Annotated in this window: 15 protein-coding genes; 6 read left to right on the top strand and 9 right to left on the bottom strand. The window is 71.6% G+C overall.

Going from position 1 to position 20,117, the window contains the following annotated elements; all coding sequences use genetic code 11:
• The first annotated feature begins 211 nt into the window (after positions 1 to 211).
• A complete protein-coding gene (locus AB0E02_RS07630; protein WP_362137084.1) occupies positions 212 to 2,659 on the top strand; it encodes a DNA topoisomerase IV subunit A in 2,448 nt (815 codons plus the stop codon).
• 214 nt (positions 2,660 to 2,873) lie between these two features.
• Here AB0E02_RS07630 and AB0E02_RS07635 read toward each other — a convergent pair whose 3' ends face one another.
• Positions 2,874 to 4,205: a CobW family GTP-binding protein gene (locus AB0E02_RS07635; RefSeq protein ID WP_362137162.1), complete on the bottom strand. Its 1,332-nt coding sequence runs from the start codon at positions 4,203 to 4,205 to the stop codon at positions 2,874 to 2,876.
• 624 nt (positions 4,206 to 4,829) lie between these two features.
• A complete protein-coding gene (locus AB0E02_RS07640) occupies positions 4,830 to 5,999 on the bottom strand; it encodes a citrate synthase/methylcitrate synthase (protein ID WP_362137085.1) in 1,170 nt (389 codons plus the stop codon).
• A 156-nt stretch (positions 6,000 to 6,155) separates the two neighbouring features.
• Between AB0E02_RS07640 and AB0E02_RS07645 the strand changes: the two genes are divergently transcribed.
• The 4 genes from AB0E02_RS07645 to AB0E02_RS07660 all read left to right on the top strand — a co-directional run bounded on the left by AB0E02_RS07645 (position 6,156) and on the right by AB0E02_RS07660 (position 11,569).
• Complete coding sequence (locus AB0E02_RS07645) at positions 6,156 to 7,409, top strand: citrate synthase (protein WP_362137087.1); 1,254 nt, start codon at positions 6,156 to 6,158, stop codon at positions 7,407 to 7,409.
• A 424-nt stretch (positions 7,410 to 7,833) separates the two neighbouring features.
• Positions 7,834 to 8,778, top strand: coding sequence for a sucrase ferredoxin (locus AB0E02_RS07650; protein WP_362137088.1), 945 nt, complete (start codon positions 7,834 to 7,836; stop codon positions 8,776 to 8,778).
• Positions 8,779 to 9,290: 512 nt separating this feature from the next.
• Positions 9,291 to 10,898, top strand: a complete 1,608-nt coding sequence (locus AB0E02_RS07655) for a sensor histidine kinase (protein WP_362137163.1) — start codon at positions 9,291 to 9,293, stop codon at positions 10,896 to 10,898.
• The gene (locus tag AB0E02_RS07660) at positions 10,895 to 11,569 is read left to right on the top strand and encodes a response regulator (protein WP_362137089.1); all 675 of its coding nucleotides are present in this window, start codon (positions 10,895 to 10,897) and stop codon (positions 11,567 to 11,569) included. The genes AB0E02_RS07655 and AB0E02_RS07660 overlap by 4 nt, the downstream gene beginning before the upstream one ends.
• Before the next feature lie 13 nt (positions 11,570 to 11,582).
• Here the strand turns inward: AB0E02_RS07660 and AB0E02_RS07665 are convergent, their stop codons facing one another.
• From AB0E02_RS07665 to AB0E02_RS07690, 6 genes are all read right to left on the bottom strand, one after another.
• A complete protein-coding gene (locus tag AB0E02_RS07665; RefSeq protein WP_362137090.1) occupies positions 11,583 to 13,187 on the bottom strand; it encodes a cation acetate symporter in 1,605 nt (534 codons plus the stop codon).
• Positions 13,184 to 13,687 carry a DUF485 domain-containing protein gene (locus AB0E02_RS07670; protein ID WP_362137091.1) on the bottom strand — a complete coding sequence of 168 codons (504 nt, stop codon included), beginning with the start codon at positions 13,685 to 13,687 and terminating at the stop codon, positions 13,184 to 13,186. The genes AB0E02_RS07665 and AB0E02_RS07670 overlap by 4 nt, the downstream gene beginning before the upstream one ends.
• Positions 13,688 to 13,804: 117 nt before the next feature.
• Positions 13,805 to 14,479 carry a response regulator transcription factor gene (locus tag AB0E02_RS07675; protein WP_362137092.1) on the bottom strand — a complete coding sequence of 225 codons (675 nt, stop codon included), beginning with the start codon at positions 14,477 to 14,479 and terminating at the stop codon, positions 13,805 to 13,807.
• Complete coding sequence (locus tag AB0E02_RS07680; RefSeq protein WP_362137093.1) at positions 14,476 to 15,651, bottom strand: histidine kinase; 1,176 nt, start codon at positions 15,649 to 15,651, stop codon at positions 14,476 to 14,478. Before AB0E02_RS07680 ends, AB0E02_RS07675 begins: the two co-directional genes overlap by 4 nt.
• Before the next feature lie 46 nt (positions 15,652 to 15,697).
• Positions 15,698 to 16,186, bottom strand: coding sequence for a DUF1453 domain-containing protein (locus tag AB0E02_RS07685; protein ID WP_362137094.1), 489 nt, complete (start codon positions 16,184 to 16,186; stop codon positions 15,698 to 15,700).
• A 157-nt stretch (positions 16,187 to 16,343) separates the two neighbouring features.
• The gene (locus AB0E02_RS07690; protein WP_362137095.1) at positions 16,344 to 18,464 is read right to left on the bottom strand and encodes a DNA topoisomerase IV subunit B; all 2,121 of its coding nucleotides are present in this window, start codon (positions 18,462 to 18,464) and stop codon (positions 16,344 to 16,346) included.
• 444 nt (positions 18,465 to 18,908) lie between these two features.
• Between AB0E02_RS07690 and AB0E02_RS07695 the strand changes: the two genes are divergently transcribed.
• On the top strand, positions 18,909 to 19,139 hold the full coding sequence (locus AB0E02_RS07695) for a hypothetical protein (RefSeq protein ID WP_030412880.1): 231 nt from the start codon (positions 18,909 to 18,911) through the stop codon (positions 19,137 to 19,139).
• 123 nt (positions 19,140 to 19,262) lie between these two features.
• On the opposite strand, the gene AB0E02_RS07700 is transcribed toward AB0E02_RS07695, so the two are convergent.
• On the bottom strand, positions 19,263 to 20,072 hold the full coding sequence (locus AB0E02_RS07700) for a serine protease (protein WP_362137096.1): 810 nt from the start codon (positions 20,070 to 20,072) through the stop codon (positions 19,263 to 19,265).
• Positions 20,073 to 20,117: the final 45 nt, after the last annotated feature.

Raw genomic sequence — 20,117 nt, forward strand, 5'->3', positions numbered from 1 at the left:
CCGTCGTGGGGGCCGCCACCGGGCCGCTGCGGGGGCGGAAGGGGGAGTCGCGGTCGGCGTTGTCAGTGGGGCGGTCCACAATGGTCCGCGTCAGACTCAGAGATACTCGCCGGTTGATCCCCCAGCTGATCGACCCGGCTGATTGACCGACGACGCCCCGGCGCCGTCCCCGACCTCGGCAGTAGACGCAGCAGAAGGAGCCGCAGCCGCGATGGCCCGCCGCAGCACGAAGACCCCGCCGCCGGACGACTTCGAGGAGAGGATCCTCGACATCGACGTCGTCGACGAGATGCAGGGTTCCTTCCTCGAGTACGCGTATTCGGTCATCTACTCGCGCGCCCTGCCGGACGCCCGCGACGGCCTCAAGCCCGTGCACCGCCGCATCCTCTACCAGATGAACGAGATGGGCCTGCGCCCCGAGCGCGGCTATGTGAAGTGCGCCCGGGTCGTCGGCGAGGTGATGGGTAAGCTCCACCCGCACGGCGACGCGTCCATCTACGACGCGCTGGTCCGCATGGCGCAGCCGTTCTCGATGCGGCTGCCGCTGGTCGACGGCCACGGCAACTTCGGCTCGCTGGGCAACGACGACCCGCCGGCCGCGATGCGGTACACGGAATGCCGGATGGCGTCCGCGACGTCCCTGATGACCGAGTCGATCGACGAGGACACCGTCGACTTCTCGCCCAACTACGACGGCCAGGAGCGGGAGCCGGTCGCCCTCCCCGCCGCGTATCCGAACCTCCTCGTCAACGGCACCTCCGGCATCGCCGTCGGTATGGCGACGAACATGCCGCCGCACAACCTCGGCGAGGTCATCGCCGCGGCCCGCCACCTGATCAAGCACCCGAACGCCGACCTCGACACCCTGATGCGCTTCGTCCCCGGACCGGACCTGCCGACCGGCGGCCGGATCGTGGGCCTGAGCGGTGTCCGGGACGCCTACGAGAAGGGCCGCGGCACGTTCAAGATCCGTGCCACGGTCACGGTGGAGAACGTCACCGCGCGCCGCAAGGGCCTGATCGTCACCGAACTCCCCTTCACCGTCGGCCCGGAAAAGGTCATCTCCAAGATCAAGGACCTGGTCGGCTCGAAGAAGCTCCAGGGCATCGCGGACGTCAAGGACCTCACCGACCGTGAGCACGGCCTGCGTCTGGTGATCGAGGTCAAGAACGGCTTCAACCCCGAAGCCGTCCTGGAGCAGCTCTACAAGCTGACGCCGATGGAGGAGTCCTTCGGCATCAACAACGTCGCGCTGGTGGACGGCCAGCCGCTGACGCTGGGCCTGAAGGAGCTGCTGGAGGTCTACGTCGACCACCGCTTCGAGGTCGTGCGCCGCCGCAGCGAGTTCCGCCGCAGCAAGCGCCGCGACCGGCTGCACCTGGTCGAGGGCCTGCTCACGGCCCTGGTGGACATCGACGAGGTGATCCGCCTGATCCGCTCCAGCGAGAACAGCGCACAGGCCAAGGAGCGGCTGATCGAGCGCTTCTCGCTGAGCGACGTCCAGACCCAGTACATCCTCGACACCCCGCTGCGCCGGCTGACCAAGTTCGACCGGATCGAGCTGGAGTCGGAGCGGGACCGGCTGCAGGAGGAGATCGAGAAGCTGACCCGGATCCTGGAGTCGGACGCCGAGCTGCGCAAGCTGGTCTCCGGCGAGCTGGCCGCGGTCGCCAAGAAGTACGGCACGGACCGGCGCACGGTCCTGCTGGAGTCGGCGGGCACCACGGTCGGCGCGGTGCCGCTGGAGGTCGCCGACGACCCGTGCCGGGTGCTGCTGTCCTCGACGGGCCTGCTGGCACGTACGGTCACCGGCGAGGTGCCGTTCGACGTCGACGCCAAGCGGGTCAAGCACGATGTGATCGTCTCGGCGGTGCCGGCGACGACCCGGGGCGAGGTGGGCGTGGTGACGTCCCTGGGCCGGCTGCTGCGGCTCTCGGTGATCGATCTGCCGCAGCTCCCGGAGACCGCGGCGGCGCCGAGCCTCGCGGGCGGCGCACCGCTCTCGGAGTTCCTGACGCTCCAGGACGGCGAGGACCTGGTCTGCCTCACCACCCTGGACGAGTCCTCCCCGGGCCTTGCGCTCGGTACGGAACAGGGCGTGGTCAAGCGGGTGGTGCCCGACTACCCCGCCCACAAGGAGGAGTTGGAGGTCATCACCCTCAAGGAGGGCGACCGCATCGTGGGCGCGGTCGAGCTGCGCACCGGTGAGGAGGACCTGGTCTTCATCACCACCGAGGCGCAGCTGCTGCGCTATCCGGCGTCGCAGGTACGGCCGCAGGGCCGGCCCGCGGGAGGTATGGCCGGGGTCAAGCTGGGCGAGGGCGCGAAGGTGATCTCGTTCTCGGCGGTCGATCCGGCGGCCGACGCCATGGTCTTCACCGTCGCCGGCTCGCACGGCACCCTGGACGACTCGGTCGCCACGGCCAAGATCACACCGTTCGACCAGTACCCGCGCAAGGGCCGGGCGACCGGTGGGGTGCGCTGCCAGCGGTTCCTGAAGGGCGAGGACTGCCTGATCCAGGCATGGGCCGGACCGGCGCCGGTGCGAGCGGCGGACACCAAGGGCGCGCCGGTGCCCCTGCCGGAACCGGACCCGCGCCGCGACGGCTCGGGAGTGGGCCTGACGAAGCCGGTGGCGGCACTGGCGGGACCGGTGTAGGCGAGCGTCTCTAGGCGGGGCTCTGGAAGCGGGGCTCTGGAAGCGGGGCTCTGGAAGCGGGGCTCTGGAAGCGGGGCTCCGCCTCTCTGCTGACGGGAGCGTTGACGCCGTCGGCGGAGGGTGCACGGACGCCGCCGGGTAAGAAGTGGACGCCGTCGGGCCGGTACGGAACCGGCCCGACGGCGTTACGTATTTCTTCTGTTTCCCCTGCTCATCATTCGTCCCCCGACGCGTCTCCCGACGTGTCGGGGAACGCGTCTTCTGACGTGTCGGGGAACGCGTCTGCTGACGTGTCGAGGGACGCGTCTCCCGACTCATCTCCCTCGCGGGAGGCCACGTACCGCAGCACACCCCACATGGTGTTCACATCGGCTTCTGGCGGCCCGGTCTCCCGGCAGTTGTCCAGCTCCTTGCGGAGCACCGGGGCGTCGACGCCACTGCCGATCAAAACCAGCTGGGTGCTCCGCTCCTCGCCCCTCGGCCAGGGCTCCGGGTAGAAGCGCAGGAAGTCGCCGACGGCATGCACGGTGAACTTCTGCCGGTTCTCGGGGACGTCGAAGTGGACGAAGCCCTTGATGCGGTAGAGCCCGGCCGGCCGACTGTCGAGGAAGCCCATGAGCCGACGCGGGTGCATCGGCTCCGCCGAGCTGAACTCCACGCTCTGGTAGGCGGCATGGAGGTGGCCGTCGTGGTCGTGGGCCCCGTGCGCTCCACAGGTGTGGTGGCCGCAGAGGCTGTCGGGGTCGCGGTGACCGTCGTCGTGGTGGTGGCCCTCGCGGTCGTCGTGGTCGCGGTCGTCGTGGTCGCAACGGCCGTTCTTGGAGCGGTCGTTGGGATCGTGGTGGCCGGTCTCACGGAGGTTCTGGGGGCGCTCGTCGTTGGCCGCCGCCGCCTCGCGCAGCAGGTCCTCGAAGGACAACTGGCGCACGGCCGCGTCGTGGTTCTCTCCCACCCCGCGATCGAAGAACAGCTCGGGGTCGACCCGTCCGTACGCCGTACAGATCACCGGCCGCCCGGGCGCCAGGTCCGCGAGGGTGTCCCGGAGCGCCCGGCGCGCCGCATCGTCGATCCGGTCGGCCTTGTTGAGCACCACGATGTCGGCGATACCGACGTGCCGGTCCAGCTCGGGATGGCGGGCCCGCGTGGACTCGAACTCAGCGGCGTCCACGACCTCGATCAGCCCGCCGTAGACGATCCGGTCGTTGTCGCTCGCGAGGATCATCCGGATGAGTTCCTGCGGCTCGGCCAGCCCGCTCGCCTCGATGACGATCACGTCGATACGGGCGGAGGGACGGGCCAGCCGCTCCAGATACGTGTCCAGTTCGCTGGTATCGACCGCACAGCACAGACAGCCGTTGCCGAGCGAGACCATCGAGTCCACCTGCCCGGCGACGGTCATGGCGTCGATCTCGATGCTGCCGAAGTCATTGACGATCGCGCCGATACGGGTCCCGTCGCCGGCCCGGAGCAGGTGGTTAAGCAGTGTCGTCTTGCCCGAACCGAGGAACCCCGCGAGCACGACGACCGGGATCTGTTGCGTGGCCAGAAGGCGCCTCCATGGTGCGGGTGGCGGGCGGCACGGCCCGGCGACGGACGAGCCGTCGATCCTAACGGACCTGCTGGCGCCGCTCCTCGCGCCATACTCGGGGCGGCGCCGTTGGGGTACGCCGCTCGGCCCGAGCGCCTCGTCCGGCGCGGGGGGCGGGGCGGGGCCAACCGGCCGACGCCCGGCCGGGACCCGGTCAGGCTCGTTGGCATGGTCGGACTCGTTGCCCTGGTCGCGCTCGTTGGCCTGGTCGCGCTCTTGGCCTGGTTGGGCGCTACGGGCCGGCACCAGGCCGCGCGCCCTGGTCCGGCGCTGGGACCCTGCGCCGCGGCGCGGCACCTCGGCCCACCACCGCAGCCCGGAACCTCGGCCCGCCACCTCGGCCCGGAACCGAGGCACGTTGCCGGGAACCGACGCCGGGAATCGATGCCGGAGCCGGTGCCGGGCCCGGGGCCGAGCTCCATGCCGGGACCCGCACCGACGCAGGGTGTCGGGGTCGGCGCCGAGGCACAGTGCAGGCCTGGCGCCAATGTCCGGCGCCGCCCGCCCGGTGCCGGCCTCGGCCTGCAACACCGACCTCATGCCGCCGACCTCCCGCCGCCACCCAGAACCTCGTGGTGCTGACTAGCTGGGCACCACCTCCGGCAACGGCTGCGGCGGGGGCGGGCCGACGTACCGGGCAGCCGGCCGGATGATCTTCGAGTCCTCCGCCTGCTCCAGGACGTTGGCGCTCCAGCCGACGACCCGGGCCGCGCAGAAGCTGGGCGTGAACATCTCGCGCGGCAGTCCGCACAGCTCCATGACGACGCCCGCGTAGAACTCCACGTTGATGTGCAGCTCGCGGCCAGGCTTGAGCTCGGCCAGGAGTGCCTCGGCGCGCGACTCCACCTGGATTGCGAACTCCACCAGCGGCCCGCCGAACTCCTCCGCGATCCCCCGCAGCATCCGTGAGCGCGGGTCCTCCGTGCGGTACACGGGATGGCCGAAGCCCATGATCCGTTCGCCGCGCAGGACTCGTTCGCGGATCCACGAGTCGATCCGGTCCGGTGTGCCGATCGCGTCGAGCGTGTCCAGCGCCCGGCTGGGCGCCCCGCCGTGCAGCGGGCCGGAGAGCGCGCCGATGGCTCCGACGAGGCAGGCCGCGAGGTCGGCCCCGGTGGAGGTGATGACCCGGGCGGTGAACGTCGAGGCGTTGAAGCCGTGGTCGATCGTGGAGATCAGATAGGCCTCTATCGCCCGGACCCGGCGTGGATCGGGTTCCTCGCCGGTGAGCATGTAGAGGTAGTTGGCGGCGTGCCCCAGATCCGGTCGCGGCTCCACGGGCTGCTGCCCCTGGCCGAGCCGATGCAGCGCGGTGAGCAGGGTCGGTACGGCGGCGACGGTGGCGAGTGCGTCGGCCCGCCGACGGTCCGCGGCGATGTCGTACAGCGGCCGGAAACCGGCGCTCGCGCCGAGCAGCGAGAGCGCGGTGCGCAGCCCGGCGAGCGGGCCCGCGAGCGCACCGGCCCGGGCCAGGGCGGGCAGTGCGTCGCGTACCACCGCGGGCAGCGGGCGCAGCGCGGCGGTCTCGGCCCTGAAGGCCGCCAGCTGAGCCGCGTCGGGCAGTGCGCCGTGGAACATCAGGTACCAGACGTCCTCGAACGTGCGGGTCCGGGCCAGCTCGACGGCGGAGTACTGGCGGTAGTGGTAGAAGCCCTCGCGCCCTCGGACGTCGCCGAGTTGGGTCTCGGTGACGATGACGCCCGCGAGTCCGCGGGGTACCTCGATGGGTGCGTTCGCCTCAGCGATCGGCATGACAGCTCTCCTCGCTCTTCCTTCCCAAATATTGATTCGAATATCTATGCTTGACTCAAAGCTCGTCAATATTGATTGAATCAATGTAAGAGTCCATGCGGGAGGGTCCTGGACATGGATGAGTCCGGGTACGGACTGGCTGGATACGGTGATCCCATGGCGGATCACGACACGGCGCAGGACACCGGCGAGCGACGGCTGAGCACACGGGAGGCGGCCGACCGGCTCGGCGTGAAGCCGGAGACGGTCTATGCGTACGTCAGCCGCGGTCAGCTGACCAGCCACCGGGAACCGGGCAGCCGCGGCAGCACCTTCGACCCGAAGGAGGTCGACGCGCTGGCCCGCCGCAGCGGCCGCCGCGAACCGTCCGCCGCCGGCGCCGAGTTGGGGATCCGAACCGGCATCACCCTGATCGACCACGACCACTGCTACTTCCGTGGCGTGGACACCGCGGAGCTCGCCGCCCACTACAGCTACGAGGAGGTCGCGGAGTGGCTGTGGACCGGCGTACTGCGCCGCGGCATCCGCTTCACCGCCCCGCAGGACGCCCGGACCGCGGCCCGCCGCGCCGTACGGGCACTGCCGCCGCACAGCGGGCCCATGGACCAGCTGCGGGTCGCGGTGATCGCCGCCGCGGCCGCCGACCCGCTGCGGTTCGACCTCTCCGAGGACGCCGTCCTCGGCACCGCCCGGAGCCTCATCCCGACCCTCGTCGACGCCCTCCCGGCCCTCGGCGAAGAACCCTCCGCCATCGGACCGCTCGCGCCTCGGCTCTGGTCCCGGCTGACCGCGGAGCCGGCCGACCCCGCCTCGCTGCGCGTCCTGGACGCCGCGCTGGTCCTGCTCATCGACCACGACCTGGCCGCCTCCACGCTCGCGGTCCGGGTCGCGGCCTCCGCCCGCGCCCATCCGTACGCGATCGTCTCGGCGGGCCTGGGGGCGCTGGACGGTCCGCTGCACGGCGCCGCGAGCGGACTGGCGCACCGGACGCTGCTGGAGGTCCTGGACCGGGGCAGTGCGGCCGCCGTGGTGGCCGATCATCTGCGGGCCGGACGCCGGGTGCCGGGCCTGGGCCACCGCCTCTACCCGGGTGAGGACCCGCGCGCCACCGTCCTCTTCCGGCTGCTGGCGGACGTACCGCAGGCCGCCCCCGCCCTTCAGGCCGCCCGCGAGGTCGTCACCACCACCGCCCGCCACACGGAGCTGCACGCCAACGTCGACCTGGCACTCGCCGTGCTGACCGTCGCGGCGGGCATGCCGCCCGAGGCGGGTGAAACGGTCTTCGCCCTCGCACGCACCGCCGGCTGGATCGCGCACGCCCTGGAGGAATTCGACGAGCGCCCCCTGCGCATGCGCCCCAGCGGCCAGTACCACGGCCCACGACCTCCGCAGCCGCTGCCGCTGCCGTGACCAGGCCCAAGCCACCTTGCGCATCCACCATGCGCCGGCACCAGCGGTCGTCCGCATCAGCCGTAAGCAGGCCTGAGCCACCTTGCGCGTCTGCCGGGAGCAGGCCTCAGCCATCTTGCGCGCCGGCCCTGGGCGACCCCGAGCCACCTCACTCATCCGCCTTGAGCGACCCGGAGCTCCCTCACTCATCCACCCTGAGCAACCCCCAGCCACCTCACTCACCCACCTTGAGCGGCCCCGAGCGATCCGGCCTTCCTCCCGCGACGGGGAGCGAGTGGCCGGTCGTTCCCCCGCCGGCGATCCAAGAACGGGCCCGCGTTGCCGCCATGGCGCGAAGCCATTCCGCCTCCGCCGTTCCTCCCGCGCGGGCGAGCGAGCGGTCCGGCGTGCCTGGCGTCCGAACCATGAGGTTAGGCTCGCCTTCGTGAGTACCTGCGCCACTGCCTCCCGTAACGCGGCCGAACCGCTCGCCGGGACCTCGGCCACCGCCCGCACCTGGCTGCTCATCGAGCAGACCGGCCCCTGGGGAGCCAAGGCGCTCACGGACAGCCACCTCGACCCAGGGCTCGGCCGGGCCCTGAACGCCGCGGCGGACGGGACCGGCGTACGCATCGCCCTGATCCGGCGGCCGGGCCGCCACGCCGACCGCCACGGCGTCTCCCGCCGCCGGCTCTTCCTCGCGCACACCGCGCCGGGGCGCTCCTGGCTCCGCACGACCACCGTCACCGATCCCGGCGTCGCCCTCGGGCTGGACTTCGCCGGCCTCGGCGCGGGCGAACACCACGGCATCTGGGAACCGCATTCCGGCGACCCGCTGGCCCTCGTCTGCACCAACGGCAAGCGGGACCGTTGCTGCGCCCTTCTCGGACGACCGCTGGCCGCGGAACTCGCCGCCGACGGAATCGATACCTGGGAGGTCACCCACCTGGGCGGCCATCGCTTCTCCCCCACCCTTTTTCTCCTTCCTTACGGTTACGCCTACGGCCGTGCCTCGGCGCATCTGGTCAAGTCCGCCGTGACGGCGGCGCGCAGCGGACGGATCGCCTTGGACCACTGCCGTGGCCGTTCGGCCTGGGACCGCCCCGCCCAGGCGGCCGACCTCGCGGTCCGTGCCCGGATCCGTGAGGACCGCGCGGACGCACTCGACGTCGTACGGGTCGAGGCCCTTCCGTCGGCCCCCGCCGCCACGTCAGCCGACAGTGCCGGGCCGTCCTGGGCAGTCACGGTCGCGCACGCGGACGGCCGGACCTGGCAGGTGACCGTCGAACAGCGCACCGACGGCGCTCCCGCGCCCGCCAGCTGCGGCGCACCCCTCCTTCCTCCGGCTCGCATGGCGGTCACCTCGTTCACCGCCGCAGACCTGGCCTGACTCCTTCACGGCTTCACTGCCTCACTGACTCGACACGGGCCGTGGCGACGCTGACCACCGCCACCGCCACCGCCACCGCCACCGCCACCACACCGTCACGCTCTGTAACGGCTCTGCGAGCGTAAGTGCTCACGCTCCGCGAGCGAAAGGCCTGTGGATAACTCCGCAGAACCCGCCCCTCCCCGTCCACAGGCCGCTCCGCCTCTCCCGTCGCGGCCCGGCCGGCGCGCCACGCGTGGCCATCCGGACACCCTCCGAATTCCTCGCCGCAGGGATTACCGGCCGGGCGGTCGGCCCGCTTACTGTTCGTGCGTATGGGCGAGAAGGAAGCGTCGGTTCCGCGCCCGAGCGCCGCAGAGCCCTCGGGCCCCGCACCGTTTCCCGCCGGCCCCGCCACCCCGCGCAAAGCGACCGGCCCGAGCGGCACGCCCACGGCACGCACCACGACCGGGCCGCGCCTGACGCGCCCCCGGCTGGGCTGGCCGCGGCGCGTCTTCTCCCAGGTGCTGCTGATGCAGCTGGCCATCGCCACGGGCGTCACCGCGCTGGCGACCGGCCTGTTCCTCGCCCCGCTCAGCGCCCAGCTGGACGATCAGGCAATGCGCCGGGCGCTCGCGATCGCCCAGACCACCGCCGCCGAACCGCGCCTCGACGACGCACTGGAGGCGTCCCGCCCGAGCCGCCACGGGCCCGTCCAGAACGAGGCGGAGCGCATCCGCGCGGCCACCGGAGCCGAATACGTCGTGATCATGGACAAGCGCGGAGTGCGCTGGTCCCACACCGATCCGGACGAGATCGGACGCCATGTCTCCACCGATCCCAGCGCCGCGCTCTCCGGCCGTGAGGTCATGCAGATCGACGAGGGCACCCTCGGCCGCTCCGCGCGCGGCAAGGTCCCGCTGCGGGACGAGAACGGCAAGGTCGTCGGCGCGGTCTCGGTCGGCATCGCGTACGAGAGCGTGCGGGAGCGGCTGCTGTCCACCGTGCCCCAACTGCTCGCGTACGCGGGCGGCGCGCTCGCCGTCGGCGCGCTGGCCGCCTATCTCGTCTCCCGCCGTCTCCAGCGCCGCACCCATGACCTGGCCTTCTCCGACATCTCCGCGCTGCTCGCCGAGCGAGAGGCGATGCTGCACGGCATCCGGGAGGGCTTCCTCGCGCTCGACGGCCAGGGTCGGATCCGCCTGATGAACGACGAGGCGCAGCGCCTCCTCGATCTGCGCGCCGAGCACACCGGCCGCCCCCTGGACGCCGCCCTTCCCCCGGGCCGGACCACCGATGTGCTGGCCGGCCGCGTCTCGGGCGCCGACCTGCTGGCGGTCAGCGGGCACCGGGTGCTGGTGGCGAACCGTATGCCGACCGACGACGGCGGGGCCGTGGTCACCCTGCGCGACCGTACGGAGCTGGAGCGGCTGGGCCGCGAACTCGACGGCACCCGCGGTCTCATCGACGCCCTCCGGGCCCAGGACCACGAGCACGCCAACCGGCTGCACACCCTCCTCGGCCTGCTCGAACTGGGGCTGCACGAGGAGGCCGTGCAGTTCGTGACCCGTGCCGTGGGCGTCCACCGGGCCACCGCGGAACAGGTCACCGAGCGTGTCCACGATCCGCTGCTGGCCGCCCTCCTGGTGGGCAAGGCAACCGTCGCCACCGAACGGGGGGTGTCCCTGCGGATCGCGTCCGGCACCCGGCTGCCCGACCGCCTGATCGACCCGCACAGCCTGGTCACCGTCCTCGGCAACCTCGTCGACAACGCCCTGGACGCCACTGCCGGTGCGCCCGACGCCCAGGTGGAGGTGGAGGTGCGGAACGAGGGACGGACCGCCGTCGTGCGCGTCGCCGACAACGGGCCGGGCGTCCCCGAGGAGCATCGGGTCGAGATCTTCACCGAGGGCTGGACCACCAAGGAGCCGCCCGCCCACGGGCAGCGCGGCATCGGACTCGCGCTGGTCCGCCGGCTCGCCGAGCGCTACGGGGGCGGCGCCGTGGTGGCGGAACGCCCAGGAGGCGGCGCCGTGTTCACCGTCACGGTCCCCGACGCGCTCTCCGAGGAGCCGGCCGGGGCAGCCGGCGAACCCCAGGGCGCGCGCCACGCCGAGGACGCCACGGAGGCCGGCCGATGATCGACGTACTGGTCGTGGACGACGATGCGCAGGTCGCACGGATCAACGCCGCATATGTCGCCAAGGTGCAGGGTTTCCGGGTCAGTTGCGTCGCACATACGGCGGCGGAGGCCCTGGCCGCCCTGGAGACGCACCCCGTGGAGCTGATCCTGCTGGACCACTACCTGCCCGACCGGACCGGCCTCCAACTGGTCGGCGAACTACGGCGCCGCGGCCTCTTCACCGACGTGATCATGGTGACGGCGGCCCGCGACATCGCGACCGTACAGGCCGCGATGCGGCACGGCGCGCTCCAGTACCTGGTCAAGCCGTTCACCTTCGCGGGCCTGCGCTCCAAGCTGGAGGGCTATGCGGCACTGCACCGCACCTTCGCCGGCGGCGGGCAGGCCGAGCAGTCCGAAGTGGACGCGCTCTTCGGCGCGTTGGGCGCCGCCAACGCCGGCTCCGCCGAGCTGCCCAAGGGGCACTCCACCGCCACCGCCGACCGGGTGCGCTCGGTGCTGCGCTCCGCGGACACCCCGCTCTCGGCCCAGGACGTCGCCCAGCGGGCCGGACTGAGCCGGCAGACCGCCCAGCGCTATCTGAAGCTCCTGGAACGCGCCGGCCGGGTCCGCCTCACCCTCCGGTACGGCGAGACGGGCCGGCCGGAACACCGCTACGAGTGGGTCTGACCCGCAGAGCGGGCTAGACCGCGCCCGCCCCCGTGAGTGCCCGCACCTCCGCCTCCGCGTGCCGGGCCGGATCGGCGGCCTCCGGGGAGAGCAGCGTTCCCAGCCAGCCCATCAGGAAGCCCAAGGGAATCGAGACCGCCCCCGGGTTGGACAGCGGGAAGACGGCGAAGTCCAGGTGGGGCAAGAGTGATTCCGGGCCTCCGGAGACCACGGGTGAGAGCACCACCAGGGTGAGCGCGGGAACCAGCCCTCCGTAGACGGACCAGACGGCGCCCCGCGTCGTGAAGCGGCGCCAGAAGAGGGCGTAGAGCAGGGCCGGCACATTGGCCGAGGCGGCGACCGCGAAGGCCAGGCCCACCAGGAAGGCGATGTTCAGGTCCTGGGCGAGCAGCGCCAGTGCGATGGCGACGGCTCCGACCCCGACCGCGGCGAGGCGTGCCACGGCCACCTCGCGGCGCTGTGCGTCCCGTACCGTGCCACGCGGGCGGCGCAACGAGGCGTACAGGTCGTGGGCCACGGAGGCCGACGAGGCGAGGGTGATCCCGGCGACCACGGCCAGGATGGTGGCGAAGGCGACCGCGGCCACCACGGCGAAGAGAACGGTTCCTCCGGTGGAGCCCGCCCCGCCTCCCAGGTCGACGGCGAGCAGCGGAACGGCGGTGTTGCCCGCCGGGTTGGAGGCCCGGACCGCATCGCTGCCCACCACGGCGGCGGCTCCGAAGCCGAGCACGACGGTCATCAGGTAGAAGCCGCCGATCAGTCCGATGGACCAGCCGACGGAACGACGGGCGGCCCGCGCCGTGGGCACGGTGTAGAACCGCGACAGGATGTGCGGCAGCCCCGCCGTCCCCAGGACGAGTGCCAGTCCGAGGCTGAGGAAGTCCAGCCGCGCGGTCCAGCCACCGCCGTATTTGAGACCCGGTGCCAGGAACGCCCGTCCGTGGCCGCTGCGTTCGGCGGCGGTGTTCAGCAGCGCACCGAGGTCCCCGTGAAAGCGGACCACCACCAGGACGGTCAGGGCCACGGCACCGCCCAGGAGGAGCACCGCTTTGACCACCTGGATCCAGGTGGTGGCCCGCATGCCGCCGAAGGCGACGTAGACCACCATCAGGGCGCCCACGCCGATCACCATCCAGGTACGGGCCTGTGGTCCGGCGCCGCCGAGCAGCAGCGCCACCAGACTGCCGGCCCCGACCATCTGCGCCACCAGGTAGAGCACGGACACGGTGACGGACGCCGCGCCGACCGCGATCCGTACGGGGCGTTCCCGCATCCGTGCGGCGACGACGTCGGCGAGGGTGAACCGTCCGCAGTTCCGTACGAGTTCGGCCACCAGGAAGAGCACGAGCAGCCAGGCCACGAGGAAGCCGACCGAATACAGCAGACCGTCGTACCCGAAGAGGGCGATCAGCCCGGTGACGCCGAGGAAGGACGCGGCGGACATGTAGTCCCCCGCGATGGCGAAACCATTCTCCATGGGCGAGAAGAGCCTCCCGCCGGCGTAGAACTCCTCCGCGGAGCCACGTCTGCGGCGTCCCGCCCAGAGAGTGATCGCCAGAGTGAGCGCGATGAAGGCGCTGACCAGCGTCAGGCCGAGGGTCTCGTGGCCGCCGGTCACCGCGCGTTCCCCCCGGTCAGTTCCTGGGTTTCCCAGCGGATCTCCAGTGCCGCGCGGTCCCGTCGGAGCCGGGCGTGCCGCATGTAGGCCCAGGCAAGCAGAAACGTTGTGGCGAACTGGCCGAGCCCGGCGGCCATCGCGACGTTGAAGGGACCGACGAGCTGACGGGCCATGAGACCCGGCGCGGCGATCGCCGCCACCACATAGGCGAGGTACCAGACCAGGAAGGCAAGGGTGGCGGGGACGACGAAGCTCCGGTAGCGGCGGCGCACCTCCTGGAACGCCCCACTCCGGTGCACCGCCAGATAGATCTCGTCCGGGGGAATCCCGCCGTCCCGTACCCCTCCCACGGTCAGCGGCTCCTCGGCCTCCCCTTCGTGGGCCGCCGCGTCCGCCGCACCGGCCGGTTCTGCCCAGCCGGGGGCGAGGGCGTCGTACCAGGGGTCGTCGAGCCGTACGGCCCCGGGCTCACCGGCCGAGCGGCCGTCCTGCTTGTCCACCGAACTCTCCTTGGTGCACGGGTTGGTTGTCCGTGCCGCCCAAGGGTGGACAGAAAGGAAGATCCCGGACGCTCGCTTGCCGACCCTTCACCCCATCAGGTGATGGACCACCGGGAACTACCCGGGCGGCTGTGCGAGCCCCTGGCGGTACGCGTAGTGGATGGCCTGGGCCCGGTCGCGCAGCCCCGCCTTGGCGAAGAGGTTGTTGATGTGGGTCTTCACGGTGGCGGTGGAGACGTGCAGGCTGCGGGCGATCTCCGGGTTCGACAATCCCTCGGCGACCAGCCGCAACACCTCCACCTCGCGCGCGGTCAGCCCGTCCGGGGGCTCCGCCGGCGGCTGCGGCACGGTGCGTGCGGGCTCGGTGAAGCGCTCCAGGAGGCGGCGCTGGATCTTCGGGGCCAGTCCGGCCTCACCGGAGAGCACGTCGTCGATGGCGCGCACGATCTCGTCCCCGTCCGCGTCCTTGGTCAAATAGCCGCGGGCGCCGGCCTGCAGGGCGGGGAAGAGCGAGTCGTCGTCGGCGTACGTGGTGAGCACCACGACCTGGGTGCCGGGGTGCTCCGCGCGAATGCGGCGGGTGGCCTCGACCCCGTCGCAGCGGGGCATGCGCAGGTCCATCAGGACGACGTCCGGGGCGTGCCGGGCGACCAGTTGGACCGCCGCTTCGCCGTCCGCCGCCGAACCGACGACCTCGATGCCCGGCAGCAGCCCCAGCAGCATCACGATCCCCTCGCGCACCACCGTCTGGTCATCGGCGACCACGACCCGCGTCACCGTACGTGCCGTCATGCGGGCACCCGCAACCGCACCACGAAACCCTCCTCATCGGGGCCGGACTCCAGCGTTCCGCCGAGGAGTTCGGCGCGCTCCCGCATCCCGAGCAGACCGTACCCGGAACCGCTCGCGGAGAGTGCGGAGAGTTCCGGGGCCCGCCCGCGGCCGCCGTCGTCCCGCACCTCCAGCCCCACGTCGTCCGCCCCGTAGTCCAGCCGCACGCTCACCCGCGCCCCCGGGGCGTGCTTGCGCACGTTCGTGAGCGCCTCCTGGGCGACCCTGCGGACCGCGAGGCCCGCCTCGGCCGGCAGCACACGGGGCGCGCCCGTCACATCCAGCCGAGCGCCCTCAGTGGCCGTCAGACGGCGCAGGAAGTCCTCGACCGGGATCAGCTCCCCGCGGAGGGCGGAAAGCGCCTCACGGGTGCCGTCAAGCCCTTCCCGGGCCATCCCCCGGCACGCCACCACCCGCTCCAGGAGCTGTGCGCGGTCCGCCTCCAGGTCGGGACTGCGCCGGATCAGCTGCCGCACCGCCTCCAGATGCACCAACTGGGCGCTGAGGCTGTGGGCGAGGACGTCGTGGATCTCCCGCGCGATCCGCCCCCGTTCGGCCAGTGCGGCCGACTCCGCCTCGGCCTTGCGGGCCGCCCGCTCCTGGGCCAGCAGCCGCTGGGCATTGCCCCGTGCCTCGGCGTCGAGGCGGATGACGTAACCGGCGAGGGCCAGGCCCGCGGTGGTCGTGGTGGTCGTCAGCCAGCCGTCGGTGTTCATCACGGCGTACGCGGCGAGCGCGGCCGACGAGCACAGCACGCCGACGGCCAACGGCAGCCGCTCCATCGCGGTGATGGCGCAGGCGCACCACAGGACGATCGCCGGCGTCCGGGCGCCGGCGAAGGAGAAGCCGAAGGCCGCGGCCTCCAGGACGAACAACAGGCCGACGGACGGCCCGAGAAGGCGGTCGCGCGTCACACGGAAGAAGGCGCGGAAGACCACGAGCGTGGCGGCGACCCCCGCGAGCGCCGCCACCAGTGCCCAGCCCCGGAAGTGCGGCCCGGCCACGGTGGACCACGTCAGCCCCGCGACGACCAGGAGGCGCACCGACCGGCCGATCCACAACCGGGCGCCGCTCATGCCTTCGCGCGACAGCGACTCCCGCAGGGGCCAGCTCGTCAAGGAAGGGGGCAGCACGTACGGTCCTCGATCGGTGGACGGCGACACGGGGCGCGCCGGGGCCTCAGCCGGCGACAGGGACACCGTACGTCCGCTGGACGCTCCGGGCCCGCCAGGTGGTGACCCCGGTCCGGGTCAGCAGCATCGCGGCGACCGACAGCATGATCGCCGGGCTGCCCTGATGGACGCCCAGGACCGCGGCGAGGGCCATCAGGCCGCCGCGCAGCACCATGGCGCAGAGCCAGACCCCTGCCGCGGCCCAACTCCCCTTGGTCCACACCACCCCGTCCGCGTCCGTCCAGATGCGCGTCGTCCAGGCCCAGCCCGCACCGCAGGCCAGCCCTATCAGGAGCCCCACGGCCAGCAGGACGGCGGAGACGGCCCGGTGCGCGGGGTCCAGGAGGCCCGGCTCGCGCAGCGCCAGGAACGCCAGGACGGCGGGGATCAGCCACCACTTCCTGCCCTCGGACGTGATCCGCTGGGCGCTGAACTGCTTGATGAACACGAACACGACAGCCGCGACGATCGCCACGATGTTGAGCAGGCCGCTCATGACCTGAGCCTCCGGGAGAACGGGATTTCCGACGTCCCCGACGCTACGGAGAGTGGCCGCCGCGCGGATCGGCGCCAGGGTGGGGAGCGGGTGGAAAGCGCGGCGGGCGCCGCTCCACCCTGGGGTGGAGAGACGCCCGCCCGGGCTCAGGGAGCGCTCAGGTGTCGATCCGGGAACGGTCCAGAGTGGCCGCGGAGTTGGTGATGAACTCCTTGCGGGGGGCGACCTCGTTGCCCATCAGGAGGTCGAAGGTCTTCTCGGCCGCCTCCAGGTCGCTGATGTTGATCCGGCGCAGGGTGCGGTGGCGCGGGTCCATGGTCGTCTCGGCGAGCTGGTCGGCGTCCATCTCACCGAGGCCCTTGTAGCGCTGGATGCTGTCCTTGTAGCGGACGTTCTTGCGCTGGAGCTCCAGCAGGGTCTGGCGCAGCTCGTTGTCCGAGTAGGTGTAGATGTACTTGTCCTGCCCCTTCTTGGGGTTGGTCAGCTCGATGCGGTGCAGCGGCGGCACGGCGGCGAAGACCCGGCCCTGCTCGACCATCGGCCGCATGTACCGCTGGAAGAGGGTCAGCAGCAGGATGCGGATGTGGGCGCCGTCGACATCGGCGTCGGCCAGGAAGATGACCTTGCCGTAGCGGGCCGCGTCGATGTCGAAGGTGCGGCCGGAACCGGCCCCTATGACCTGGATGATGGCGCCGCACTCGGCGTTCTTGAGCATGTCCGAGACCGACGACTTCTGGACGTTCAGGATCTTGCCGCGGATCGGCAGCAGGGCCTGGAACTCCGAATTCCGGGCCAGCTTGGCGGTGCCCAGCGCGGAGTCGCCCTCGACGATGAACAGCTCGCTGCGGTCGACGTCGTCGCTGCGGCAGTCCGCGAGCTTCGCCGGCAGCGAGGAGGACTCCAGCGCCGTCTTCCGCCGCTGCGCCTCCTTGTGCTGGCGCGCGGCGATACGGGTGCGGGCCGCGGCGACGACCTTCTCCAGGACGGCGCGCGCCTGCTGCTTGGCGTCCCGCTTCGTGGACGTCAGGAACGCCTTCAGCTCCCGGCTGACCACCTGGGCGACGATCCGGGAGGCGGCGGAGGTGCCCAGCACCTCCTTGGTCTGGCCCTCGAACTGCGGCTCGGCGAGGCGGACGGTCACGACCGCGGTCATGCCCTCCATGGCGTCGTCCTTGACGACGTCGTCCTCGGCGACGCGGAGCAGCTTGCTCGACCGCAGGACCTCGTTGACCGTCTTGGTGACCGCGCGCTCGAAGCCGGAGACGTGGGTGCCGCCCTTGGGGGTGGCGATGATGTTGACGAACGACCGGAGGGTGGCGTCGTAGCCGGTGCCCCATCGGAGCGCGATGTCCACGCCCAGTTCGCGGGTGACTTCGGTGGGTGTCATGTGGCCGCGGTCGTCGAGGACCGGCACGGTCTCCTTGAACGTGCCCTGTCCGGTCAGCCGCAGGACGTCGCACACCGCCTTGTCCTGCGCCAGGTACTCGCAGAACTCGCTGATGCCGCCGTCGTAGTGGAAGGTCTCCTCCGTCTTGCCGGCGCCGTCGAGGCCGCGCTCGTCGCGGACGACCAGGGTGAGGCCCGGAACGAGGAAGGCCGTCTGGCGGGCGCGGGCGTACAGCGTCTCCAGGGAGAGCTTGGCGTCCTTGAGGAAGATCTGCCGGTCGGCCCAGTAACGGACCCGGGTGCCGGTCTTCGTCTTGGGGATCCGCTTGCCCTTGTGCAGCCCGTTTGCCGGGTCGAACGGGGCGTCCGGGCCCGATTCGGTGAAGATGCCGGGGACGCCGCGGCGGAAGCTGATCGAGTGCGTCTTGCTGTTGCGGTCGACCTCGACGTCGAGGCGGGCGGAGAGGGCGTTGACGACCGAGGCGCCGACGCCGTGCAGACCGCCGGAGGCCGCGTACGAGCCGCCGCCGAACTTTCCGCCGGCGTGCAGCTTGGTCATCACGACCTCGACGCCGCTCAGCCCGGTCTTGGGCTCGACGTCCACGGGGATGCCGCGGCCGTTGTCGCGCACCTCCACGGACCCGTCGTCGTGGAGGACCACCTCGATGTGGTCGCAGTAGCCGCCGAGCGCCTCGTCGACGGAGTTGTCGATGATCTCCCAGAGGCAGTGCATCAGACCGCGGCTGTCCGTGGAGCCGATGTACATGCCGGGGCGCTTGCGGACCGCTTCGAGGCCCTCCAGGACGAGCAGATGCCGCGCGGTGTAGTTGGAACCGTCCCGGTCTGCCCCGGTCAGCACTGCGGTGGACGGCACGGACATCTCGGCGGTCACGCGGTTCGCTCCTCGCTGAATTTCTGGCAGTCCGCATTCCGCGGACTCGGTTGTGGCGGTGTCGCCCGTCAGAGGGTACCGAGGCCTGGTAGAGCCGATGTGACGCCACCCGTAAGCATGCTCATGGTAGTAGAATTTCGCTCGTGCGTTCGATCGCTCGTTGGGGTGACGTCCGAGTGACGTGCACATCACGTTCCCTTCGAGGCATGAACCATTTAGGCTCCGGGCACGTCCTCATCAACAACCGGCAAGCCAGCCGGGGGGACCGACCCAGCACCCAACGTGAATCAGACCACCAAGCAATACGGCTCATTCGCCGCCACCCGGCAGCACCCGGCCCCCTCGAAGAATTTTTTTCGAGGAAAAGGCACGAGCGGGAACGTTTTCGGCCTGGTTGGATGTTGACCCTGGTACGACAGCTCGTCGAGCTAGAGAAGAGGCGACGTGACTACTGTTCTGACACCCGCGAGCCCGCTGACGGCCGCTGACCGCTGCGACCGCTGCGGCGCCCAGGCATACCTGCGCGTCGTCCTGATGTCCGGCGGAGAACTGCTCTTCTGCGCCCACCACGGTCGCAAGTTCGAGCCAGAACTCAAGAAGATCGCCGCGGAAATACAGGACGAGACGGAGCGGCTGAACGCTTCTCCGGCGTCCGCGTCCGATGAGGAACGCTGACACTTCGCATCCACGACGAGCGAGCAGCGGCCTTGCGCCGTGCGGCGGGCGGTCACCCCGGCACCATGGGGGGGCCGCCCGCACTCGTACGCGCGCCCCACTCGCCTGCCGGCTCCCCGCGGCTCAGCCCGCACCGTGCGCCGATACGGCCGGAAGCAGCGCCGAGGCCCGCGTGTAAACCCCTGGGCTCCCCGCCTGGCCACAGCCGGTCCCCCAGGACACCAGCCCCACGAGACGTCCACGGACGACCAGCGGTCCGCCGCTGTCGCCCTGGCAGGCGTCCCGCCCGCCGTCCGGCTCCCCCGCGCACAGCATGGAGCGGGACCGGTACGTACCGTCCGCCGTGCCCGGATAGGCCCGCGCACAGACCGCGTCGCGCAGCACGTTGACGTGCGCCGAGCGCAGCCGTGTCGCATATCTGCCCTCGCCCGTGGTGTCTCCCCAGCCGTAGACCGTGGCCCGGCTGCCCGGCCGGTAGCCCCGGTCCTTCCGTCCCGCTATCGGGATGGGCCGGTTCGATACCGGCCTCGGGAGCGTGAGCACGGCCATGTCGCCCTCGTTGGTCCAGCTGTCATAGCGGGGGTTCACCCAGACCTTCGCCGGCTTGACCTCCTGTCCCCCACCGCCGGTGAGGTTGTCGCGCCCGATCACGATGCGCAGGTCCCGGACCTGCTGCCAGGGGACGCCCAGCACTTCCTTGCTCAGGCAGTGCGCGGCCGTCACGACCGTGGAGTGCCCCACCAGCACCCCACCGCAGAACTGACCGGAGCGCTGGGTCCCGAAGCGCTCGTGGGAGGCCAGCGCCACCGCCCAGGGGCTCTGGGACAGCTGGGTGGGCTTCCCACCGATCACCGACTCGTCCGCGGCCGCCGGCACCGGCAGGGTGAGGACCAGTGCGAGGGCTCCGAGAGCGGCGCCTGCGGTCGGACGCATACGGACTCCTGACTGTGGGACACGGTCGCCCACCCAGAGTGACCC

Origin of the sequence: Streptomyces sp. NPDC048196 (assembly GCF_040652715.1) — a bacterium.
In the GTDB taxonomy this organism is placed as follows: Bacteria; Actinomycetota; Actinomycetes; order Streptomycetales; family Streptomycetaceae; genus Streptomyces; species Streptomyces siderophoricus.

Bases quoted from the DNA above. Each gene is read 5' to 3' on its own strand.
- AB0E02_RS07700 (WP_362137096.1), bottom strand. From the start codon at position 20,072: ATGCGTCCGACCGCAGGCGCCGCTCTCGGAGCCCTCGCACTGGTCCTC.
- AB0E02_RS07660 (WP_362137089.1), top strand. From the start codon at position 10,895: ATGATCGACGTACTGGTCGTGGACGACGATGCGCAGGTCGCACGGATC.
- AB0E02_RS07630 (WP_362137084.1), top strand. From the start codon at position 212: ATGGCCCGCCGCAGCACGAAGACCCCGCCGCCGGACGACTTCGAGGAG.
- AB0E02_RS07645 (WP_362137087.1), top strand. From the start codon at position 6,156: ATGGCGGATCACGACACGGCGCAGGACACCGGCGAGCGACGGCTGAGC.
- AB0E02_RS07685 (WP_362137094.1), bottom strand. From the start codon at position 16,186: ATGAGCGGCCTGCTCAACATCGTGGCGATCGTCGCGGCTGTCGTGTTC.
- AB0E02_RS07640 (WP_362137085.1), bottom strand. From the start codon at position 5,999: ATGCCGATCGCTGAGGCGAACGCACCCATCGAGGTACCCCGCGGACTC.
- AB0E02_RS07675 (WP_362137092.1), bottom strand. From the start codon at position 14,479: ATGACGGCACGTACGGTGACGCGGGTCGTGGTCGCCGATGACCAGACG.
- AB0E02_RS07655 (WP_362137163.1), top strand. From the start codon at position 9,291: ATGCAGCTGGCCATCGCCACGGGCGTCACCGCGCTGGCGACCGGCCTG.